At 61.7% G+C, this 20,039-nt stretch carries 20 protein-coding genes; 12 read left to right on the plus strand and 8 right to left on the minus strand.

The features are described from left to right. The first annotated feature begins 100 nt into the window (after window positions 1-100). Complete coding sequence (locus tag QMO80_RS00815; protein ID WP_283200082.1) at window positions 101-475, plus strand: DUF971 domain-containing protein; 375 nt, start codon at window positions 101-103, stop codon at window positions 473-475. 23 nt (window positions 476-498) lie between these two features. Next, complete coding sequence (locus QMO80_RS00820; RefSeq protein ID WP_283198481.1) at window positions 499-1,689, plus strand: low temperature requirement protein A; 1,191 nt, start codon at window positions 499-501, stop codon at window positions 1,687-1,689. Between the two features lie 3 nt (window positions 1,690-1,692). On the opposite strand, the gene QMO80_RS00825 is transcribed toward QMO80_RS00820, so the two are convergent. Continuing rightward, window positions 1,693-2,160 (minus strand): MarR family winged helix-turn-helix transcriptional regulator, encoded by a 468-nt coding sequence (locus tag QMO80_RS00825; protein ID WP_116273554.1) that lies wholly within the window; start codon window positions 2,158-2,160, stop codon window positions 1,693-1,695. Window positions 2,161-2,207: 47 nt separating this feature from the next. Between QMO80_RS00825 and QMO80_RS00830 the strand changes: the two genes are divergently transcribed. Both QMO80_RS00830 and QMO80_RS00835 read left to right on the plus strand, forming a co-directional pair. Beyond that, on the plus strand, window positions 2,208-3,188 hold the full coding sequence (locus tag QMO80_RS00830) for an alpha/beta hydrolase (protein WP_283198482.1): 981 nt from the start codon (window positions 2,208-2,210) through the stop codon (window positions 3,186-3,188). Between the two features lie 37 nt (window positions 3,189-3,225). Further along, window positions 3,226-3,837, plus strand: coding sequence for a pyridoxamine 5'-phosphate oxidase family protein (locus tag QMO80_RS00835; protein WP_283198483.1), 612 nt, complete (start codon window positions 3,226-3,228; stop codon window positions 3,835-3,837). A 49-nt stretch (window positions 3,838-3,886) separates the two neighbouring features. Here the strand turns inward: QMO80_RS00835 and QMO80_RS00840 are convergent, their stop codons facing one another. Both QMO80_RS00840 and QMO80_RS00845 read right to left on the minus strand, forming a co-directional pair. After that, complete coding sequence (locus QMO80_RS00840) at window positions 3,887-4,954, minus strand: GGDEF domain-containing protein (protein ID WP_065092374.1); 1,068 nt, start codon at window positions 4,952-4,954, stop codon at window positions 3,887-3,889. A gap of 250 nt (window positions 4,955-5,204) precedes the next feature. After that, window positions 5,205-6,812 (minus strand): fumarate hydratase, encoded by a 1,608-nt coding sequence (locus QMO80_RS00845; protein WP_283198484.1) that lies wholly within the window; start codon window positions 6,810-6,812, stop codon window positions 5,205-5,207. 254 nt (window positions 6,813-7,066) lie between these two features. On the opposite strand from QMO80_RS00845, the gene QMO80_RS00850 reads away from it, so the two are divergent. Continuing rightward, window positions 7,067-7,894, plus strand: coding sequence for a VCBS domain-containing protein (locus tag QMO80_RS00850; protein ID WP_283198485.1), 828 nt, complete (start codon window positions 7,067-7,069; stop codon window positions 7,892-7,894). Between the two features lie 148 nt (window positions 7,895-8,042). Here the strand turns inward: QMO80_RS00850 and fumC are convergent, their stop codons facing one another. Continuing rightward, a complete protein-coding gene (gene fumC, locus QMO80_RS00855; RefSeq protein ID WP_283198486.1) occupies window positions 8,043-9,434 on the minus strand; it encodes a class II fumarate hydratase in 1,392 nt (463 codons plus the stop codon). 61 nt (window positions 9,435-9,495) lie between these two features. Here fumC and QMO80_RS00860 point away from each other — a divergent pair, with 61 nt between their 5' ends. Next, window positions 9,496-9,762: a hypothetical protein gene (locus tag QMO80_RS00860; RefSeq protein ID WP_283198487.1), complete on the plus strand. Its 267-nt coding sequence runs from the start codon at window positions 9,496-9,498 to the stop codon at window positions 9,760-9,762. A 70-nt stretch (window positions 9,763-9,832) separates the two neighbouring features. After that, complete coding sequence (locus tag QMO80_RS00865; protein ID WP_283198488.1) at window positions 9,833-11,743, plus strand: murein L,D-transpeptidase; 1,911 nt, start codon at window positions 9,833-9,835, stop codon at window positions 11,741-11,743. Window positions 11,744-12,058: 315 nt separating this feature from the next. On the opposite strand, the gene QMO80_RS00870 is transcribed toward QMO80_RS00865, so the two are convergent. After that, window positions 12,059-12,769: an HAD family hydrolase gene (locus QMO80_RS00870; RefSeq protein ID WP_283198489.1), complete on the minus strand. Its 711-nt coding sequence runs from the start codon at window positions 12,767-12,769 to the stop codon at window positions 12,059-12,061. A gap of 39 nt (window positions 12,770-12,808) precedes the next feature. Next, on the minus strand, window positions 12,809-12,961 hold the full coding sequence (locus QMO80_RS00875; protein ID WP_283198490.1) for a hypothetical protein: 153 nt from the start codon (window positions 12,959-12,961) through the stop codon (window positions 12,809-12,811). Here QMO80_RS00875 and rpiA point away from each other — a divergent pair. From rpiA to QMO80_RS00890, 3 genes are all read left to right on the plus strand, one after another. Then, entirely contained in the window at window positions 12,960-13,658 is a 699-nt protein-coding gene (gene rpiA, locus QMO80_RS00880) for a ribose-5-phosphate isomerase RpiA (protein ID WP_003579681.1), read from the plus strand. The two genes, QMO80_RS00875 and rpiA, sit on opposite strands and share 2 nt — an antisense overlap. A 15-nt stretch (window positions 13,659-13,673) precedes the next feature. Continuing rightward, a complete protein-coding gene (locus tag QMO80_RS00885; RefSeq protein WP_283198491.1) occupies window positions 13,674-14,243 on the plus strand; it encodes a DUF2059 domain-containing protein in 570 nt (189 codons plus the stop codon). A gap of 95 nt (window positions 14,244-14,338) precedes the next feature. Next, window positions 14,339-14,623, plus strand: coding sequence for an acylphosphatase (locus QMO80_RS00890; protein WP_283198492.1), 285 nt, complete (start codon window positions 14,339-14,341; stop codon window positions 14,621-14,623). A gap of 45 nt (window positions 14,624-14,668) precedes the next feature. Here QMO80_RS00890 and QMO80_RS00895 read toward each other — a convergent pair whose 3' ends face one another. After that, the gene (locus tag QMO80_RS00895; RefSeq protein WP_283198493.1) at window positions 14,669-14,887 is read right to left on the minus strand and encodes a hypothetical protein; all 219 of its coding nucleotides are present in this window, start codon (window positions 14,885-14,887) and stop codon (window positions 14,669-14,671) included. 536 nt (window positions 14,888-15,423) lie between these two features. Here QMO80_RS00895 and gor point away from each other — a divergent pair. Continuing rightward, window positions 15,424-16,809 carry a glutathione-disulfide reductase gene (gene gor, locus QMO80_RS00900; RefSeq protein ID WP_283198494.1) on the plus strand — a complete coding sequence of 462 codons (1,386 nt, stop codon included), beginning with the start codon at window positions 15,424-15,426 and terminating at the stop codon, window positions 16,807-16,809. 119 nt (window positions 16,810-16,928) lie between these two features. Here the strand turns inward: gor and QMO80_RS00905 are convergent, their stop codons facing one another. Further along, the gene (locus QMO80_RS00905) at window positions 16,929-18,218 is read right to left on the minus strand and encodes a VWA domain-containing protein (RefSeq protein WP_283198495.1); all 1,290 of its coding nucleotides are present in this window, start codon (window positions 18,216-18,218) and stop codon (window positions 16,929-16,931) included. A gap of 255 nt (window positions 18,219-18,473) precedes the next feature. On the opposite strand from QMO80_RS00905, the gene QMO80_RS00910 reads away from it, so the two are divergent. Further along, a complete protein-coding gene (locus tag QMO80_RS00910; protein ID WP_283198496.1) occupies window positions 18,474-19,847 on the plus strand; it encodes a class II 3-deoxy-7-phosphoheptulonate synthase in 1,374 nt (457 codons plus the stop codon). Window positions 19,848-20,039 lie beyond the last annotated feature (192 nt).

A 20,039-nucleotide genomic window follows, 5' to 3' on the forward strand; every position in this document is an offset into this window, starting at 1 on the left:
TATTGTCGCGTCAAGGGAAACAGCCGGTGCGCGCATGCCAATTTCAGCTTGCGCTGAAAAACATCAGCGCCTACTCCTCGCAGAAGAAGAGGACAAGATGATGAGCGATATCTGGCCGAGCGAACTTCGCGTTTCGAAAGACCGGCAGAGGCTGGCGATAACCTTCGACGATGGCCGGAGCTTCGACCTGTCGGCCGAACTCTTGCGCGTGCTGTCGCCGTCGGCCGAGGTGCAGGGCCACGGGCCGGGGCAGCGGGTGACGGTGCCGGGCAAGCGCAACGTCGCGATCATCTCGATGACGCCGACCGGCAATTATGCCGTCAGGATCGGTTTCGACGACATGCACGATACCGGCATCTATACCTGGACTTATCTGCGCGAACTCGGCGAACGGGGCGCGGAGCTGTTTTCGGCCTATGAGGACGAGCTCCGCGAAAAAGGCATGAACCGCGACACGGCGGAAAAGCCGCGCTGAAATCAACGGGTATCGGGGGATACATGACAAAAGCGAACGGAAAGAACTGGCTGCGCGCCAAGGGGAGTGCGGCCGGCAGCAAGGTGACCTTCCTCGAACTGTTCTTCGACCTGGTCTTCGTCTTTTCGATCTCGCAGCTTTCGCATGCGCTTGCCGCTCATTATACGCCGCTTGGTGCCGCCGAGGCGGCATTGATGACCTTTGCGGTCTGGTGGGTATGGATCTTCACCGCCTGGGTGACCAACTGGCTCGATCCCGACAAGATGCCGGTGCGCGGCATGCTTGTGGCGCTGATGATGCTGGGGCTGCTGCTGTCAGCCTCTATTCCCGAGGCCTTCGGCGACAAGGGGCTGCTCTTTGCCGGCGCCTATGTGGCGATGCAGGTCGGGCGCTCGCTGTTTGCGACCTATGCGATGACGCGCGTCGACCGCGCCAATACGCTGAATTTCGTCCGCATCACCACCTGGCTCATCGTTGCCGGCGTCTTCTGGATTGCCGGCGGGCTGCTGGAGCATGAAGCCCGGCTGATCGCCTGGGTGATCGCGCTGGCGATCGAATATGCCGGGCCGGCCGCGGGCTTTGCGGTGCCGGGCCTCGGCCGCTCCGTTCCCAGCGACTGGGATGTCTCCGGCGCGCATATGGCCGAGCGCTGCGCGCTCTTCGTCATCATCTGCCTCGGCGAAGCGATCCTGGTTTCCGGACGAACCTTTTCGGAGCTGCCGGTTTCAGGATTGACCGGGATCGTCTTCGTCACCGGCTTCGTCGGCACGGTCGCCATGTGGTGGCTTTATTTCCGTTTCGGCCACGGGCGCGCCGCCCACCGCATCGAGCATGAGGCGACGCCGGGGGCGTTGGCGCGGCAGGCCTTCACCTATGGACATATCCCGATCTTGGCCGGCATCATCGTGCATGCGGTGGCCGTCGAGTTCATGTTCTCGCATCCGCACGAGACCGGCGATTTCGGCATCGCTGCGGCGGTGCTCGGCGGCTCCGGCCTGTTCCTGATCGGCAATCTCTGGTTCAAGGGCGCGACCAGCGGCCAGCTGCCGCTGTCGCATCTTGCCGGCCTCGTGTTGCTGATCCTGCTCGCCTTCGCAGCCCCCTTCATCGAGATCTATCTGCTGGGCATTCTGGCGACGGTGGTGCTGATCGTCGTCGCGGCCTGGGAATACCGCTCGCTGAGCGGTACATCGCCGGCGCCGACGCTGCATTGATCATCAGTCCTCGTCCCTGAGATCCTGTAGCAGCACGCCGATGATGCGCTCCATAGAATCTGCAGTCGCCATGCATTGTTCGATCGGTTCGTCGGACAGCGTGCGCTCGATGAGGGCGGTCTGGATCGCCATCGCCGCCTCGGTCAGCCGGCGGCCTTCCCCAGTGAGGTAGAGGCGCAGCACGCGCTTGTCGCGCGCGTCGCCGCGCCGCTCGATCAGCTCCCGTTTTTCCATCTGCGGCAAGAGCATGCTCATATTGGAGCGGCCGACCAGCAGCTTGCGCGCCAGCTCCTGCTGCGAGATGCCTTCGAAACGATAGAGATTGACCAGAATATCGAGGTGCGGCGGCTTGATGTCGAGATCGGCAAGCGAGCGGGTCAGCGACTGCTGCATCAGCTGGCAGGCGCGCGCCACCGCGATCCAGCTGCGAAAACGCGGATGATCCCAGGGAAGGGATTGATTTTTGTTCATCGTTGTACTTTATTGTTCAGTGTTGAACAGTATTTTGGATTCTCACTATGGCAAATTTTGCGCTGGAGGTCACCCGTCTGGGTTTTTCGGCTCTGCAGGCGGTTTCACCGGAGCTGGCTGGCAGGATGGCGTTCCGGCTGTTCTGCCGCACACCGTCGCCGCGGCCGAAGGGCGCGAAGGCAAAGGCGGCGCATGCCGCGGGCGCGGCCCGGCTTGCCGGCGCTGAGTATTTTACCCTCAAGCTTGCCAGCGGGGCGAAAGCGCATGCCTATCGGCTGAACGGCGGGGCGAGAGGGAAACGCCAGCGTTTCCTGGTGACCCATGGCTGGGGCTCGAGTGGCGAATATATGGCCGAGCTCGTCTCGATGCTTGCGGCAACCGGTGCGGAAGTGGTGGCGCTCGATTTTCCCGGCCACGGGCGCGCCGGCGGGCGTTCCCTGCATATGGGGCTTGCGGTCGGTGCGATCGCCGCGGCCCGGGAGCGGTTCGGCACCTTCGATGCGGTCATCGGCCATTCCTTTGGCGGTGCGGCGCTGATGGTCTCGGCGGCCGGCCTGCTGCCCGACATGGCGCCTGTTGCCTGCGAACGGCTGGTGCTGATCGGCGCGCCAAGCGAGATGCGCTGGCTGTTTGTCGATTTCGGCCGGATGATCGGCCTTCGCCCCGCGGCGCAGGCCGCGCTGGAGAATGAGGTTTATCGCGTCACCGGTCGGCGACTTGAGGCGTTCGACGCGGACAATACGGCAGGCGGCATCGGCCGGCCGGTGCTCGTCATCCATGCCGAGGACGACAAGGAGGTGCCGCCGGCCCATGCCAGGCGGTACGGTGCGGCGGGTGCAAGTGTGCGCCTGTTCTGGGCGAACGGCTTCGGGCACCGGCGCATCGTCGGCGCAGCGCCGGTGTTTGGCGCGATTGCGGCTTTTCTCGACGGCGATCGGGGTGAAGAGGGCGCGCTTGACGAAAGCATCAAAAAAGTTGCGGAGATCATTCCGTTTTTTGAGCTTCCGGCGCGGCGCGCGGCATTGTAGCGTCCGGCGCGAAGATCAAGCCGCGGCGGGACGCCTCATGAAAATCATCAGCAGCATCGAAGAGCTCAACACGATCTACGGCGCCGGCCTGTCACAGGCCTCGGTCGACAAGGTGACCAGGCGACTGACGCCGCTTTATCGCGAGATGATCGAGATCTCGCCGTTCGCCGCGCTTGCAACCGTCGGGCCGGAAGGGCTCGACTGTTCACCGCGCGGCGATCTCGGCGGGGTGGTGCGCGTCGTCGACGACGGGACGCTGCATCTGCCGGACTGGCGCGGCAACAACCGCGTCGATTCGCTTTCCAATATAGTGCGCGATCCGAGGCTGGCGCTGATGTTTTTGATCCCCGGCTCGAACACGACGATGCGCATCAACGGCCGCGGCGTCGTCTCCAACGACGAGGCGCTGCTTGCAAGCTTCGAGATGGACGGCAAACATCCGCGCACCGTCATCGTCATCTCGATCGACGAGGTCTATTTCCAATGCGCCCGCGCCGTGATGCGGGCAGAGCTGTGGAATGCCGCGCACTTCGCCGATCCCGCCGGCCTGCCGACGCCCGGCCAGATGCTGAAGGCTGCGGTCGGCGATTTCGACCAGGAAACCTATGACCGGGAATGGCCGGGACGCGCGGCGAAGACGATGTGGTAAAACCGCTGTCACCCGTGGGTGACAGCGCGCCCGCGGCGCGGAATTGCCGTCAGCTCTTATAGATCAGCCAGCTCTTGGTGAAATCCTTCTGCATGCCGTCCTGATAGAGGATGGTGCAGTTGCGGCCGGCATTCTTGGCGCCGTAGAGGGCGATGTCGGTCTTGCTGTAGAGTTCGCCGGCATCCTCGGCGCTGGAGGCCATGCAGATGCCGATCGAGACGGTGATCGGGCCGTAATTGACCCGCGTGCGGGAATTCTTGAACGGGGTGGTTTCCAGCGTGCGGCGGATGCGCTCGGCGATTGCGGTGATTTCCTCTGGCGTATTGCCATCGATGATCAGCGCGAATTCCTCGCCGCCGGCGCGGGCGACGAAGACGTCGCGGCGGACATTGCTGCGGATGACGGAGGCGACGGTGGCGAGGATTTTGTCGCCGACGGGATGGCCGTAGGTGTCGTTGATCTTCTTGAAGTTGTCGATATCGGCAAGCAGCAGGGCCGTCACCGGCCGCATGCCGGGATTGTTGAAGACGGCGGCAAGGCGCTCGTCGAAGGCGCGGCGGTTGGAAAGGCGCGTCAGCGAATCGGTGTTGGCGATACGCTTGTATTCGTCCAATTCCTTGCGGACCTGGTCCATCTCCTGCGAGCGCTGAACGACGTCCTCGACGGTGCGTTCGCCGTGCGCCATGGTGTCGCCGGTCGCCTGGCTGAGGAGCTCGATGGCGTTTTCGATCAGCTCGACGCTGGCATTGCTCTTGGAGGTGATGCGCTTATGGGTTTCGCCAAGCAGCCTAGTATAGCTTTCCAGCGAACTCTGCTCCTGTCTCAGGATCCGGAGCAGGCCGTCGAGTTCGCCGGATATGCGGCTATGGGCGTCGTCGACGACGCGGGCCGGGCTGCTGGTGAAATATTGCGCGCCGAGCGCATCGAGTTCGGCCTGCGTCGCCTGGCTGCCAAGGGCTGAAAGCTCCCGTGTCAACGCCGGATTGGAGCCGATATAGGCCTCGTAGAAGAGTTCGTAATTGCGCGGTATCGGCGCAACGCCCATCGAGCGCATGGCATAGGTGATCTGGCCCGCGACATCGGGAACCTGCACCTTGGGCGCGACAGCCGTATTCATCCGGCGAACTCCTCATATATTCGAAGGCAATATTCTATTTGGTAGCTTAAATTTCTTGGGAAAAGATTAAAGCGATATATACCAAATACTACATACGACAATTGCCCTATAGGTCAATACTTCTTGCAGGCCTATGATTCTGCACGGAAAAACGTATCTTTGGCGAGACAGTGCATACTCATTGTGTGAGAACGGTGTCTGAAAAACTTACAGTTCTTCTCTGCCGGAGATCGTCTTCGACTTGTCGATATCAGCCCAGGTTCAATTCCTGGAAGAAATCACTGCCCTTGTCGTCGATGACGATGAAGGCAGGGAAGTCTTCGACCTCGATCTTCCAGACCGCTTCCATGCCGAGTTCGGGATATTCGAAGACTTCGACCTTGCGGATGCAGTCCTGGGCGAGGCGGGCTGCGGGGCCGCCGATCGAGCCGAGATAGAAGCCGCCATGTTTCTTGCAGGCCTCGCGCACGGCGCGCGAGCGGTTGCCCTTGGCGAGCATCACCATCGAGCCGCCGAAGGACTGGAACTGGTCGACGTAGCTGTCCATGCGGCCGGCCGTCGTCGGGCCGAAGGAGCCGGAGGCGTATCCGGCGGGCGTCTTGGCCGGGCCGGCATAGTACACCGGGTGGTTTTTCAGATAATCGGGCATGCCTTCGCCCTTTTCCAGCCGCTCGCGGATCTTGGCGTGCGCCAGGTCGCGGGCGACGATGATCGTGCCGGTGAGCGACAGGCGCGTCTTGACCGGATGCCTGGAAAGTTCGGCCAGCACTTCGGCCATCGGCCGGTTGAGGTCGATATGGACGGTCGATTCCGACAGTTTCGCTTCGTCGATCTCGGGCATGTATTTCGACGGATCGGTTTCCAGCTGTTCGATGAAGATGCCGTCGCGGGTGATCTTGCCCTTGGCCTGGCGGTCGGCGGAACAGGAGACGCCGAGGCCGATCGGCAGCGAGGCGCCGTGGCGGGGCAGGCGGATGACGCGCACGTCATGACAGAAATACTTGCCGCCGAACTGGGCGCCGACGCCCATCTGCTGCGTCAGCTTGTGGATTTCCTTCTCCATCTCGAGATCGCGGAAGGCGTGACCGCTCTCGGAACCCTCGGTCGGCAGCTCGTCGAGATAGCGGGTCGAGGCGAGCTTGACGGTTTTCAGGTTCATCTCGGCCGAGGTGCCGCCGATGACGATCGCCAGATGGTAGGGGGGACAGGCTGCCGTCCCTAACGTCAGGATCTTCTCCTTGAGGAAGTCGATCATCCGGTCATGCGTCAGAAGCGACGGCGTGCCCTGGTAGAGGAAGGTCTTGTTGGCCGAGCCGCCGCCCTTGGCCACGAAGAGGAATTCATAGGCGTCGGTGCCTTCCTCATAGATGTCGATCTGGGCCGGCAGGTTGTTCCTGGTATTCTTCTCCTCGAACATTTTCACCGGCGCGAGCTGCGAATAACGCAGGTTCTTCTTTTCATAGGCATCCATGACGCCGCGGGCGAGGGCTGAAGTATCGCCGCCCTCGGTCCAGACCCGGCGGCCCTTCTTGCCCATGATGATCGCCGTGCCGGTATCCTGGCACATCGGCAGCACGCCGCCGGCGGCGATGTTGGCATTCTTCAACAGGTCGTAAGCGACGAAGCGGTCATTGTCGGTTGCCTCGGGGTCGGCGAGGATCGAGGCGAGCTGCTTCAGGTGGCCGGGGCGCAGCAGGTGGTTGATATCGGCAAAGGCGGTTTCGGCAAGCAGGCGGATGCCTTCCGGCTCGACGGTCAGGATCTCCTGGCCCTTGAAGCTGTCGACCGAGACATGGTCGCTGCTGATCTTGCGATAGGGGGTGGCATCCTTGCCGAGCGGGAAGAGATCGTCAGCCATCGAAGTGACCTTTCTGGTGGGCGCGTCGCTAAATTGGAACCGATCTAAATCCCCTGTCGGGCAAAAGCAATCTGCATGCGGCGGAGTTTGGCGTTGCGGCCATGTCGTGCTGCATTTTGCCGTCGGGATGTCACACGCGGCAGGCGAGTAAAAGAAAGGCGAGATCGACATTTGTCGCGAAACGGCCGACTTCAGGTTGCCTCCAGGTCAAGTCCGGTTCATATTCCCGCAGCGTTAACCTGCCGGGGCTTCCAATGCCAAATGCAAAGCCAACTGCTGTCGACGACCTTCTCGTTTTTTTCGAACATGACTGGATCAGGGGCGATCTGCTGCGCCTCGCCAGCGATCCCGAGGGAGCGGAGATGTATGCGCGCTTCGTCAATGGCGTGCGTATCGACGCCAAACATGGGCCTGACCATGAAACGATCATCGAAGGCAAGTACGGAACCTTCAAGGTGAAACCTGACGGTCACTTCACGTACGAGCTGGACTACACGCTCGACGTGGTGAAGAATTTAGGGAAATACGATCAGCTCATCGAGACGCTGAGCTACAAGATGTCCGATGGCTCGGGGGGCACGGACCTCGGCGTGCTGACGCTGGCGATCGACGGCGTCAACGAAGGCGAAAAATACCACGAGGTCCTGGATTTCGACGACATGGGCGTCACGTCGAGGGCAGATAATTTTTTCCTTCCGGACTATCGGGGCTTTGCGCTCTCCGTGAACGGCAGTCAGGAGCTGACGCTTCTGAACGGCATCGTCTACGATACCATCCCTGGTGTCGACGCCATCACCGAGGACGGTTTCAGCGATACCGTGCTATCCCCGGGTTCAGCGCCCGTGACGTTGAAAATGGTCGATGGCGGCGAGTTTACCTTTCAGGGCGTTTCGATCGCCGAATTGTCGGCATCGCCGTTTCACCTAACGCTCACCGCTTTGAACGACGGGCAGATCGTCTATCAGCAGGAGCTTGAGGTTACCGGTCCCAGTCTCGAGGTGAATATCGAAGACATTGAAGAAATCAGCTTCGATTTCATGGGCAATTCGGTGGTGATGGACAATTTTTCGCTGTTGGTGTGAACTGGCTCGGGTGCGCGGTTTGCCCCTCACCCTAACCCTCTCCCCGTAAAAACGGGGAGAGGGGACGTGGAGAGCTTGCGGCATATCCCCTTCGCCCCGTTTACGGGGAGAAGGTGGCGGCAGCCGGATGAGGGGCAGCCCTCGTTTTCTATTTCGGCCCGATCATCGTTTCCGGCCGGACGATGGCGTCGTAATCTTCGGCCGAGACCAGTCCACTCGCAAGCGCCTCTTCCTTCAGCGTCGTGCCATTCTTATGCGCGGTCTTGGCGATCTTGGCGGCGGCGTCGTAGCCGATTTTCGGGGCGAGCGCGGTTACCAGCATCAGCGAGCGGTCGAGGCCGGCCTTGATGTTGTCTTCGCGTGCCTCGATGCCGACGACGCAGTTGTCGGTGAAGGAGACGGCGGCGTCGGCGAGCAGCTGCACCGACTGCAGGAAATTATAGGCCATCATCGGATTGTAGACGTTGAGCTCGAAATGGCCCTGGCTGTCGGCGAAAGTCAGGGCGGCATGATTGCCGAAGATGTGGATGCAGACCTGCGTCAGCGCCTCGCACTGGGTCGGATTGACCTTGCCGGGCATGATCGACGAGCCGGGCTCGTTTTCCGGCAGCGCCAGTTCGCCGAGGCCGGCGCGCGGGCCGGAGCCGAGCAAGCGGATGTCGTTGGCGATCTTGAAGAGGGCGGCAGCTGCCGCATTGATGGCGCCATGGGAAAAGACCATGCTGTCATGCGAGGCAAGCGCCTCGAACTTGTTCGGTGCGGTGACGAAGGGCAGGGCCGTTATGGCGGCGATTTCTTCGGCCACCTTCTCGGCGAAACCGATTGGCGCATTGAGGCCGGTGCCGACGGCGGTGCCGCCCTGGGCGAGTTCGCAGAGGCCGGGCAGGGTCATTTCGATGCGCCTGATGGCGGAGCCGACCTGGGCGGCATAACCGGAAAATTCCTGGCCGAGCGTCAGCGGCGTCGCGTCCTGGGTGTGGGTGCGGCCGATCTTGATGATGTGGCTGAATTCGGTGACCTTCATGTCGAGGGCGGCATGCAGGTGCTTCAGGGATGGCAGCAGGTGATGAGCGATCCGTTCGGCGCAGGCGATGTGCATCGCCGTCGGGTAGGTGTCGTTCGACGACTGGCTCATATTGACGTGATCGTTCGGATGCACCGGCTTCTTGGAACCCATGACGCCGCCAAGCATTTCTATGGCACGATTGGAGATCACCTCATTGGCATTCATGTTGGACTGCGTGCCCGAACCAGTCTGCCAGACGACAAGCGGAAAATGCTCGTCGAGCTTGCCCTCGATCACTTCCTGGGCGGCGTCGACGATTGCCTTGCCAAGTGCAGGATCGAGCTGGCCGAGCGACATGTTGGCGCGGGCGGCGGCCTGCTTGACAATGCCGAGCGCACGCACGATCGACAGCGGCTGCTTTTCCCAGCCGATCTTGAAATTGCCGAGCGAACGCTCGGCCTGGGCGCCCCAATATCGGTCGGCGGCAACGTCGATCGGGCCAAAAGTATCGGTTTCGGTGCGAGTTGCGGTCATCGGCCTTGCCTTCCCTTTACATGCTGTTTTCGGTCATCTGAGAAAGATGAGGTCTTATAGGTTGGAACGGCGGACAAGAAAACCGGACGCCACAGGAAATATTGAAATTGGAAGTCATGTTTTCGTGGGTTGTGCGGCGTGCTTTTTAGGCCACTTTGAAAATTTTATGCGTGTGGGCGTTTTCGCCCCACTGGCCCGGATGCGAAAATTCGGTAAAAAATTAACTAATAATTTCATAATTTTGTGTGAACTTCTGCGCGGCGCCAAGCAGGATCTCTGTCACACAGAATTGAGTCCGACGGCGCTGGCGGCGCAGGCCGGTTTCTGATCAATGAGCCGGACGCTGAGTTTCGCGGGATTTGAGCTGAGAACAGCATGACACCGGGACTGGAAGATATATGACGTTCGTTTTGAAAAGCGCGGCATCCGCATTGGCAATTTCCTGCGGCGTGGCGGTTATGAGTGCCGCACCCGCGCATGCTTATACTTTGATGGACATGCTGCGCGGCGACAGGCAGCGGACCCAAAGCACCATCTTCATGGATCAGGCGCCCGGCCGTCCGGTGCCGCGCGGCGCCGACGGCGGCTCGCTGGGCGGGCTCGATCCTGAGGCGCCGCTGCCGAAGGTGAGCGGCCCGCGTTATTATACCTATAAGACCGAGACGCTGCAGTTCGTCGACACCAGCAAGTTTGCCGATCCTGTCGTCACCGGCGCGGTCGCCGATGTGTCGGCAAGCGGCGATGCCGGCGCCGAACCCGCCGTGCAGCGCCGTTTCCTGGCGCAGGCCAAGGTGCGCGCCAATGCTGATGTCGCAAAGGCGCTCGAAGCCTATTATGGCGACAGCCGAAATCCGCTCGTCTGGGTCGAGGGCAACCAGGTCAATGATCGCGCCAAGTCGGCGATGGCGGCACTTGCCGATGTGGCTTCCGTCGGTCTCGACCCGGCCGATTACGCCGTTCAGACGCCGGATATCGATCCTGCCAATCCCGATCCCGCCGCCCGCGACCGGGCGCTGACGCAGTTCGAGCTCGACCTCTCGGCCAAGGTGCTGGCCTTCGTGCAGGATACGGTGCGCGGCCGTATCGATCCGAACAAGATTTCCGGTTATCACGACTTCCAGCGCAAGGTGGTCAATCTGACGCCGGTGCTGAAGCTTGCCCGTATGAGCCCCGATGCCGGCGCCTATATCGCCAGCCGCTCACCCGATGGTCCGCAGTTCGAGGCGCTGAAAGCGGAGCTTGCCAAGCTCCGCGCCGCCGATGGCGGCAATGAGGAGCAGATCGTCATTTCGCTCAGCGGGCTGCTGAAGCCCGGCGACAGCTCCCCGGAGATTGCCAACATCGTCAAGGCGATCGGCAAGCACGGTTCCGAAACGCTGAAGACCGATCACGCGGCAACACTTGCCGCTTATGCCGGCGGCATCGACTATTCGCCGGATATCGTCGCGCTGGTCGAGGCTTTCCAGAAGGAGCGCGGACTGAAGGCCGATGGTGTCATCGGCCAGGCGACCGTGCGCGCCATGACCGGCGGCGATACCAATGCCTCGAAGATCGACAAGCTCGATGTCGCCATGGAGCAGGCGCGCTGGCTGCCGGAGGATCTCGGTTCACGCTACGTGATGATCAACCAGCCGGCCTTCATGGCCTACTACCACAATGACGGCAAGGAACAGCTGTCGATGCGCGTCGTTGTCGGCGGCAAGAACAACCAGACCTATTTCTTCGACGACGAGATCGAGACGGTGGAGTTCAACCCGTTCTGGGGCGTGCCGCAGTCGATCATCATCAACGAGATGCTGCCGAAGCTGCGTTCGGATCCGAACTATCTCGACCAGCTCGGCTATGAAGTCGAAGTGAACGGCCATGCCGTCGCCTCGTCGAGCGTCGACTGGTACGGCTCGACCAATAACGTCTCGGTGCGCCAGCCGCCGAGCAGCGACAATGCGCTCGGCGAACTGAAGATCCTGTTCCCGAACAGCCACGCGATCTACATGCACGACACGCCTTCTAAGAGCTTCTTCAAGCGCGACATGCGGGCTCTGAGCCACGGCTGCGTGCGCCTTTCCAATCCGCGCGCAATGGCGGCCGCCGTGCTCGGCACGTCGGTCGACGACGTCGCCAAGCAGATCGCCAGCGGTCAGAACCATGCGGTGAAGGTGCCGCAGAAGATCCCGGTCTACGTCTCCTACTTCACCGCCTGGCCGAACAAGGACGGCGTGGTGGAATATTTCGACGACGTCTATGGCCGCGATGGCTATGTCGACAAGGCTTTCGACGCGACGACAAAGGCGCGTGGGGCGCAGATTTGACGTAAGGTTTAGCGGGTTATCGAATGGGCGGTCTTCGGGCCGCCCGTTTTGTTTTTGGGGTGGGAGTATGGGACTGTTGCGTTTGGCAGATCGGCGCCACGAACTCCTCCCTCATTCCTGTGCTCGTCACAGGAATCCAGCAGCCGCGTGTCTACGCGGCGGGGAATTGCGGCCCCGTCGATTGCAGGAGCAATGTCCTCTTCAAGTAACGGATACTGGTCTCAATTTAAGAGTCTTTTCGGCTTGCGGACGCAGGCCGGCTGGATTCCTGTGACGAGCACAGGAATGGGGGGAGAGGAGAGATGAGTGGTCTCCTCAGACCGCGACTTTCTCCGTATATTCCCGCAACAGCCTCTCCACCAGGTCAGGCGTCAGCTCGTCGTAATGGGTGATGATGACATCCGGATCGAGGTTGGAGACCGGCACGTCGGAATAGCCGAAAGGCACGGCGATCGACGGCACGCCGGCATTCCTGGCGACGGCGATGTCGTTGATGCTGTCGCCGATCATCACGGTGCGGGTGATGTCGCCGTCGGCGCGGTCGATGGTGCCGGTAAGGTGGCGGGCGTCGGGCTTGCGCACGGGGAAGCTGTCGCCGCCTGATATGGCGTCGAAATAGCTGACGAGGTCGAGTTTCTCGAGCAGGCCGAGCGCCAGGCTTTCCATCTTGTTGGTGCAGACGGCGAGGCGGTAACCGGCAGCTTTAAGCCGGTCCATCGCCGCGACGAGGCCGGGATAGGGCTCGGTACGGCCGGGCATGTTGCCGGCATAATGGGCGACGAAGCGCTCGACCAGCGGCGGCAGGGCGTCGCTTTCGAGCGGATGGCCGCGCAGCCGGCAGGCGCGCTCGATCATCACGCGCGCGCCATGGCCGACGAGATGGGTGAGGTCGTCATAGCTCACCGGCTCGAGGCCAAGGGCTGCGATCGTGTGGTTCAGGCTCTCGACCAGATCCGTATGGGTGTCGAGAAGGGTGCCGTCGAGATCGAAGACGATCAGTGCCGGGCGGACAGGGGAAGGGGTCAAGGGTTTTCCTCTTTGCGCAATCGTTTCTGAGGTAGGCGATCACGCGGCGGAAAGCAACGTTAGGATGCCGGCCGGAAGGGCCGCAGGCATTTGTTTCGGCTTTTCATTTTCCGTGATGATTTTGACTTTCGTTTGCCAGGCGAGCCGTGTAAACAGCACATCCAACGCAATAATTCGGAGTTGGCGGCGCATGGATGCCCGCGAAATGAAGATCAAGGCCGCCGCGGCCGCACTCGCCCATGTCGAAGACGGAATGCGCCTCGGCATCGGCACAGGCAGTACGGCGGAAGAATTCGTTCGTCTGCTGGCGGAGAAGGTCGCAGGCGGCTTCAGGGTCGAAGGCGTTCCGACGTCTGAAAGAACGGCGCGGCTTTGCGTCGAACTCGGCGTGCCGCTGAAGTCGCTCGATGAACTGCCGGCACTCGATCTGACGATCGACGGCGCCGACGAGGTGGATCCGGCGCTCAGATTGATCAAGGGCGGCGGCGGCGCGCTGCTGCGCGAAAAGATCGTCGCGGCCGCTTCCGAGCGGATGATCGTCATTGCCGACGAGAGCAAGCTGGTCGACACGCTCGGCGCCTACGCGCTGCCGATCGAAGTCAATCCGTTCGGGCTCGTCTCGACACGGATCGCGATCGAAAAGGTCGCGGCCCGGCTCGGCCTTTCCGGCGAACTCAGCCTGCGCCAATCCGGTGACGGAGAGTTTACCACGGACGGCGGCCATCACATCATCGATGCATCTTTTGGCCGCATTCCTGATGCAGAGGCGCTTTCGAGCGAGCTGAATTCCATACCCGGCGTCGTCGAACACGGGCTCTTTATCAATATGGCGGCACTTGCGATCATTGCCGGTCCTGCGGGTGCGCGCACGCTGCAGGCAAACAGATAACAGGAGCATACACTCATGATGAACATTGCAGGTCTTGGCCGTTTTGCCGCTGCGACCATCGTTCTTTCCGGGCTTGCCTTCGGCTCCGCCGTCAAGGCGCAGGAGGTCTCCGAGGAGCAGCTGAAGGCGTCTCGCGCGGCGATCGACGCCATCGGCGCCACCGCCCAGTTCGACAACATCCTGCCCGGTCTTGCCGAGCGCCTGAAGGCCGGCCTGATCCAGGATTCGCCGAACTACCAGGACATCATTTCGGCGACGGTCGACGCGCAGGCGCTGGCGCTGGCGCCGCGCCGCGGCGATCTGGAGAAGGAGGCGGCTCTCACCTATGCCAAGACCTTTACCGCCGACGAACTGAAGGCGATCGCCGACTTCTACAATTCCGACGTCGGCAAGAAGCTGCTGCGCGACGGCCCGGTCGCCTCGCGCGAAACGGCGAAGGCCGCCGACATCTGGGCGCAGGGCATTTCCCGCGACCTGGAAAAGCAGAGCAATGCCGAACTCTCCAAGGTCATCAAGGCGCCGCCGCCGGCAACCGACAGCCCGGTGGCTCCGGCACCGGCACCGGCTCCGGCTGCCCAGAAGTAAAGCCTGCCTCAGCGGATTTACAAAAGCCCGGCATCGCCCGGGCTTTTTTGCTATGATCGATGCCGAAATACCGATGAGGCTTTTGGTGAGGCAACATGTCCGCTCATTACGAGGCTGTGCGAGTGCGGGTATCTGGCAGGGTTCAAGGTGTCGGGTTTCGCATGTGGACGCGCGATGAGGCGTTGCGGCTCGGGCTTACAGGCTGGGTGCGCAATGAGGGGGACGGATCTGTCGCCGCCTTGATCGCAGGACCCGATACCGCCGTCTCGACAATGATCGAGCGGTTCGGCCGCGGGCCTGCGGGAGCATCGGTTTCCGGCGTCGAGACGGAACCGACCCAGTTTGAGAAAATGCCGACGGATTTCCGCATCACCGGTTGAAAGCGGCAACCGCCAAGGGATGCGCATCCCAGATACGCCGGACGCTCAGCCCCAATCCTTCGAGCTCTTGGCCAATTGCCACACGCCCGTTTCATCCGGCTCGACGCGCTTGTTGCCGCGGTAGAAGATCGGCAGTCCCGTTTTCTTGTCCATCGCGAAGCGGCTCGGCGCGTATTTTTCGTTCTCGTGACCTTGGGTGGCGAGGCCGAGCGCTTCCTTGAATTTGCCGGCCTTGCACAGCTTGGCGAAGAGAGTTTGATCCATCGTTTGCTCCGGCTTCTTTTTTACTGCGTGGATTTGCCTGCCAGCCTCAGGCAGCCGGGTCAACCGTTTGCCGCGAAGATTCGGGCGAAGGGAACGGCATGATGCAGCTGCGGGCTTTTGTTTTCACGGCGATCGCCCCTAGAGCCTTTCCTGGTTAGATTGAAGCATTCTGTTGGCTCAAACGGAGTCGGATGGTCGACCGGCCGGCGCGCGTCGTAGCCCAGCTCTACGGCCAAGCCGGCCGGTCGATCAGCCGGCCCGTTTCAGCCAACCCTCCCGCAGATTTGCCAAGCAAATCTGCAAGACTCTAAAGCGCCGGCCGCACTGATCGCTTCGCCGCGGCGAAGCGGTGTGGCCGGAGGGCCGGGCATCTTTCCGCCAGGATCAGAGGCGATCGGCTCGGCCGTACCTGGGGTATGCCCGTCGCCAATCGCCTCTGCCCTGACGAAAACCTGCTCCGGCAGAATGCTTCAATCTAACCAGGAAAGGCTCTATATCAGGAACATCCTTCCTGCGATTCCCTTCCGGAGCTCCTCATGTCTTCCTACGACTACGACCTCTTCGTCATCGGCGGCGGTTCCGGAGGCGTGCGCGGCGCGCGTGTTGCCGCCTCGCTCGGCAAAAAGGTGGCGATCGCCGAGGAGTACCGCTACGGCGGCACATGCGTCATTCGCGGCTGTGTGCCGAAGAAACTCTTCGTCTATGCCTCGCAGTTCCATGAGCATTTCGAGGATGCGGCCGGCTTCGGCTGGACGGTCGGCGAAAGCAGCTTCGACTGGAAGAAGCTGGTGGCGGCCAAGGATGCCGAAATTGCCCGGCTGGAAGGCCTCTACAAGAAAGGGCTCGCCGGCGCCAATGCCGAGATCCTGGAAACGCGTGCCGAACTCGTCGACGCTCATACGGTGCGGCTTGTGAAAACGGGCCAGACTGTAACGGCAAAGACGATCGTGATCGCCACAGGCGGGCAGCCGAACCCGCATGCAGCCCTTCCCGGCCACGAGTTCTGTATTTCCTCCAACGAGGCCTTTCATCTCGAAGAGCTGCCGAAATCGATCGTCATCGCCGGCGGCGGTTATATCGCCGTCGAGTTCGCCAATATTTTTCATGGCCTCGGGGTCGAGACGACGCTGATCTATCGCGGCGCCGAGATCCTGTCGCGCTTCGACGAGGATCTGAGGCGCGGACTGCACGAGGCGATGGTCGCCAAGGGCATCCGCATCCTCTGCCACGACACGCTGCAGAAGGTTTCGAAGGGCGAGGGCGGGCTCGTTCTGGAGACGTTGAACAGCGGCACGCTGCAGGCCGACGTCGTCATGCTGGCGCTCGGGCGCGATCCGAACACCGAAGGTCTCGGCCTCGATGCGGCCGGCGTCGCGGTCGACGAGCGCGGCGCGATTATCGTCGACGACTATTCCCGCACCAATGTCGAAAACATTTACGCGCTTGGCGATGTCACCAACCGGGTACAGCTGACGCCGGTGGCGATCCACGAGGCGATGTGCTTCATCGAAACCGAATACAAGAACAATCCGACACGGCCGGATTACGAGCTGATCCCGACCGCCGTCTTCTCGCAGCCGGAGATCGGCACCGTCGGTCTTTCGGAGGAAGAGGCGGGCAGGCGTTACGCTGAGCTCGAGGTTTACCGGGCGCAGTTCCGGCCGCTGAAGGCGACGCTTTCCGGTCGGGCCGAGCGGATGATCATGAAGCTGATCGTCGATGCGGCAAGCCGCAAGGTGGTGGGCGCCCATATCCTTGGCCACGATGCCGGCGAGATGGCGCAGCTGCTCGGGGTCACGCTGAAGGCCGGCTGCACCAAGGACGACTTCGACCAGACCATGGCGCTGCACCCGACGGCGGCCGAAGAGCTCGTCACCATGTATGCGCCGAGCTATCGGGTCCGCGACGGGCAGCGCGTCTGAGCCTTCCGTGTGCGCTTAAAGCGCGTCGCATCAAACTTGATTCATTCGACGCGCTTTAGCTTTTTGCTTTGATGCATGTCGTTATCCCGGAACCGCTGCACACTTCCGGGCGACATGCACTAGCTGGTGATGCGCGGCGCGCGGATGGCCTTGAGGAAGAGCGCTTTCATCGCATCGGCGATACCTTCGGTCGGCGTCACCTCGAAATAGAGGCCCGGCGAGGCGCATGCCTGCATTCTTGTCGGGATTTCGCCCTGGAAGGGCTTGATCCACGTATTGTACCAGCTGTTTTTCGGCAGAGGCAGGTAGGTGGTGTAGAGCACCGCAATCCTGATGCCCTTGTCCTTCAGCGGTTGGCAGAAGGAAGTGTCGATCGGCTCCTGGCAGCGGTTGCCGCTCAGTTTTTTCGTGCAGCCTTTCGGTTTTTCGCTGTCGCCGACGCCGTCGGAGACGAAAAACAGGATCTTCTGCGGCGACGCGGCGGTGCTGCCGTCGCCGGGGGTGGTGATGATGTCTTTCATCTGCGTCAGGGCGCTGTCGAAGCTCGTCTGCTGGTCGTTGTTATAGCCCTGATAGGGAATGGTCATCAGATCGACGGCGTCGGTATAGCTACGCACTTTGTCGAGGTCGATCGTCGGGTCGGATATGGTGGTCAGCTTGGCGTCTTCGGCCTTGGTGCCGAAGGTGTAGACGCCCATGCGGAACTGGTTGTCGGAAACGCGCGTCGACTTCGCGGTCAGCGTCAGCTCCTTCGTCGCCTGGCGCACGACGTCGATACGCATGCTGACGCCGAGCTTCTTGGCGAGATTGTAGTAATTGTTTTTGTTCTGAGTTTCGTGGCAGGCGAAGGCGCAGCTGTCGCTGGTATTCTTTTCCATCGTCGCGACGTCGGTCGCGGTGGCGCCGACGCCCATCGAGGGGGTGTTGTCGAGCAGGATGTAGAAATCCATGAAAGACGCGGTCAGGTATTCGGCCGTTGCCGTGCCGGAGATGGTGATCGAATCCTTGCCGAGAACGCGCATGAAGGTGGTCGGCACGACCGCCGTGAACGAAACCTGCGAATTCAGCTTGTTGGCGGTCTTGGTAACGTCGATGCCGAGATCGACATTCACGTCCGCCAGTTCTCCCGACACCTGCGACAGGAAGATGCTGCGGGCGTCGGTCTTGCCGAGCGAGATGGTGCCGTTGCCGCTCATGGTCATGGCGGCGGCGACCGCGCCGGATTTTTCGGCGATCGAGCCGACCGCGGCAGCATCGGCGGCGGCGAAGAGCTGGGTGCGCAGGCTCATGGCGTGAGCGAAATCCACCGCCATGCCTGCCATGCCAAGGAGCGGCACCATCAGCAATGCGGTCATGATGCCGAAATTGCCTGAGCGGTCCGCTATGAAGCCGGGCGGAAGGATCGCCATGACATGTCCCCGATGTTGAAATCTCCTTCCGGTTCTACATTCAAAGTCTAAAATATAGGGAAATCGACGTGGTATATGCTGGTTTAACGATGGAAGCGGGGATTTTTGCTACCTATATGCGAGCGTCGGCCGACGGCCGCGGCATGGCTTGGAGCATCGGGCGATTGGCCTTTGCAAGCCCGATCTAAAGGTCTATAAGCCGCCGCAATCAAGGATAGGTGCATCCCAGGGACGGATGTGAGTGAGGTAAGTGACATGGCAGAGAATTGGACCCCGAGCAGCTGGCGGCAGAAACCGATCCTGCAGGTTCCCGAATATCCGGATGCAGCCGCCTTGGCGGCAACGGAGGCCACGCTCGCCAGCTATCCGCCGCTGGTTTTTGCCGGTGAGGCGCGCCGCCTGAAGAAGCATCTCGCCAATGTCGCCGAAGGCAACGGTTTCCTGTTGCAGGGCGGCGACTGCGCCGAGAGCTTCGCCGAACACGGCGCCGATAACATTCGCGACTTCTTCCGCGCCTTCCTGCAGATGGCCGTCGTGCTGACCTTCGGCGCGCAGCTGCCGGTCGTCAAGGTCGGCCGCATCGCCGGCCAGTTCGCCAAGCCGCGTTCGTCGAATGTCGAAAAGCAGGGCGATGTGACGCTGCCCGCCTATCGCGGCGACATCATCAACGGCATCGAGTTCACCGAGGAGTCGCGCATTCCGAACCCGGAACGCCAGGCGATGGCCTACCGCCAGTCGGCCGCGACGCTGAACCTTCTGCGCGCCTTCGCGATGGGCGGCTACGCCAATCTCGAAAACGTGCATCAGTGGATGCTCGGCTTCGTCAAGGACAGCCCGCAGGGCGAGCGTTACCGCAAGCTTGCCGACCGCATCAGCGAAACCATGGATTTCATGAAGGCGATCGGCATCACCTCGGAAAACCACCCGAGCCTGCGCGAGACGGATTTCTTCACCAGCCATGAGGCGCTGCTGCTCGGCTACGAGGAGGCGCTGACCCGCGTCGATTCCACGTCGGGCGACTGGTATGCCACATCGGGCCATATGATCTGGATCGGCGACCGTACGCGCCAGGCCGACCATGCGCATATCGAATATTGCCGCGGCATCAAGAACCCGATCGGCCTCAAGTGCGGCCCATCGCTGCAGGCCGACGATCTCTTGCAGCTGATCGACATTCTGAATCCTGGTAACGAGGCCGGCCGCCTGACGCTGATCTGCCGCTTCGGCCATGAGAAGGTTGCCGAAAACCTGCCGCGCCTCATCCGCGCCGTCGAGCGCGAGGGCCGCAAGGTCGTCTGGTCCTGCGACCCGATGCACGGCAACACGATTACGCTCAACAACTACAAGACCCGTCCTTTCGAGCGGATCCTGTCGGAAGTCGAAAGCTTCTTCCAGATCCACCGCGCCGAAGGCACGCATCCCGGCGGCATCCATATCGAGATGACCGGCAAGGACGTGACGGAATGCACCGGCGGCGCCCGCGCGGTTTCCGCAGAAGACCTGCAGGACCGCTACCACACCCATTGCGACCCGCGCCTCAACTCCGACCAGGCGCTCGAACTCGCTTTCCTGCTTGCCGAGCGCATGAAGGGCGGTCGCGACGAGAAGCGTATGGTCGCCAACGGCTGAGACTGGTTGATATGGATGAGAAGAGCCGGGCAGTTTGTTGGGCTTAATTCTCTACCTGGCATGGACTTCTGCGATGGCCGTCCGGCTGTGCGGATAGCTGCCCCTCACCCTAACCCTCTCCCCGTTTTACGGGGAGAGGGGACTTGCCCTGCGAGACGTTGGTGAGGGACGGAGAGGTTGCGGCATAGTCCC

It is taken from the genome of Rhizobium sp. BT03, from assembly GCF_030053155.1.
Lineage (GTDB): Bacteria > Pseudomonadota > Alphaproteobacteria > Rhizobiales > Rhizobiaceae > Rhizobium.

Coding starts and splice junctions, on each gene's coding strand:
- QMO80_RS00875 (WP_283198490.1), bottom strand. CDS start 12,961: ATGCGCCGCCAACTCCGAATTATTGCGTTGGATGTGCTGTTTACACGG.
- QMO80_RS00850 (WP_283198485.1), top strand. CDS start 7,067: ATGCCAAATGCAAAGCCAACTGCTGTCGACGACCTTCTCGTTTTTTTC.
- gor (WP_283198494.1), top strand. CDS start 15,424: ATGTCTTCCTACGACTACGACCTCTTCGTCATCGGCGGCGGTTCCGGA.
- QMO80_RS00905 (WP_283198495.1), bottom strand. CDS start 18,218: ATGGCGATCCTTCCGCCCGGCTTCATAGCGGACCGCTCAGGCAATTTC.
- QMO80_RS00890 (WP_283198492.1), top strand. CDS start 14,339: ATGTCCGCTCATTACGAGGCTGTGCGAGTGCGGGTATCTGGCAGGGTT.
- rpiA (WP_003579681.1), top strand. CDS start 12,960: ATGGATGCCCGCGAAATGAAGATCAAGGCCGCCGCGGCCGCACTCGCC.
- QMO80_RS00895 (WP_283198493.1), bottom strand. CDS start 14,887: ATGGATCAAACTCTCTTCGCCAAGCTGTGCAAGGCCGGCAAATTCAAG.
- fumC (WP_283198486.1), bottom strand. CDS start 9,434: ATGACCGCAACTCGCACCGAAACCGATACTTTTGGCCCGATCGACGTT.
- QMO80_RS00830 (WP_283198482.1), top strand. CDS start 2,208: ATGGCAAATTTTGCGCTGGAGGTCACCCGTCTGGGTTTTTCGGCTCTG.
- QMO80_RS00825 (WP_116273554.1), bottom strand. CDS start 2,160: ATGAACAAAAATCAATCCCTTCCCTGGGATCATCCGCGTTTTCGCAGC.
- QMO80_RS00885 (WP_283198491.1), top strand. CDS start 13,674: ATGATGAACATTGCAGGTCTTGGCCGTTTTGCCGCTGCGACCATCGTT.
- QMO80_RS00815 (WP_283200082.1), top strand. CDS start 101: ATGAGCGATATCTGGCCGAGCGAACTTCGCGTTTCGAAAGACCGGCAG.
- QMO80_RS00845 (WP_283198484.1), bottom strand. CDS start 6,812: ATGGCTGACGATCTCTTCCCGCTCGGCAAGGATGCCACCCCCTATCGC.
- QMO80_RS00840 (WP_065092374.1), bottom strand. CDS start 4,954: ATGAATACGGCTGTCGCGCCCAAGGTGCAGGTTCCCGATGTCGCGGGC.
- QMO80_RS00835 (WP_283198483.1), top strand. CDS start 3,226: ATGAAAATCATCAGCAGCATCGAAGAGCTCAACACGATCTACGGCGCC.
- QMO80_RS00910 (WP_283198496.1), top strand. CDS start 18,474: ATGGCAGAGAATTGGACCCCGAGCAGCTGGCGGCAGAAACCGATCCTG.
- QMO80_RS00820 (WP_283198481.1), top strand. CDS start 499: ATGACAAAAGCGAACGGAAAGAACTGGCTGCGCGCCAAGGGGAGTGCG.
- QMO80_RS00865 (WP_283198488.1), top strand. CDS start 9,833: ATGACGTTCGTTTTGAAAAGCGCGGCATCCGCATTGGCAATTTCCTGC.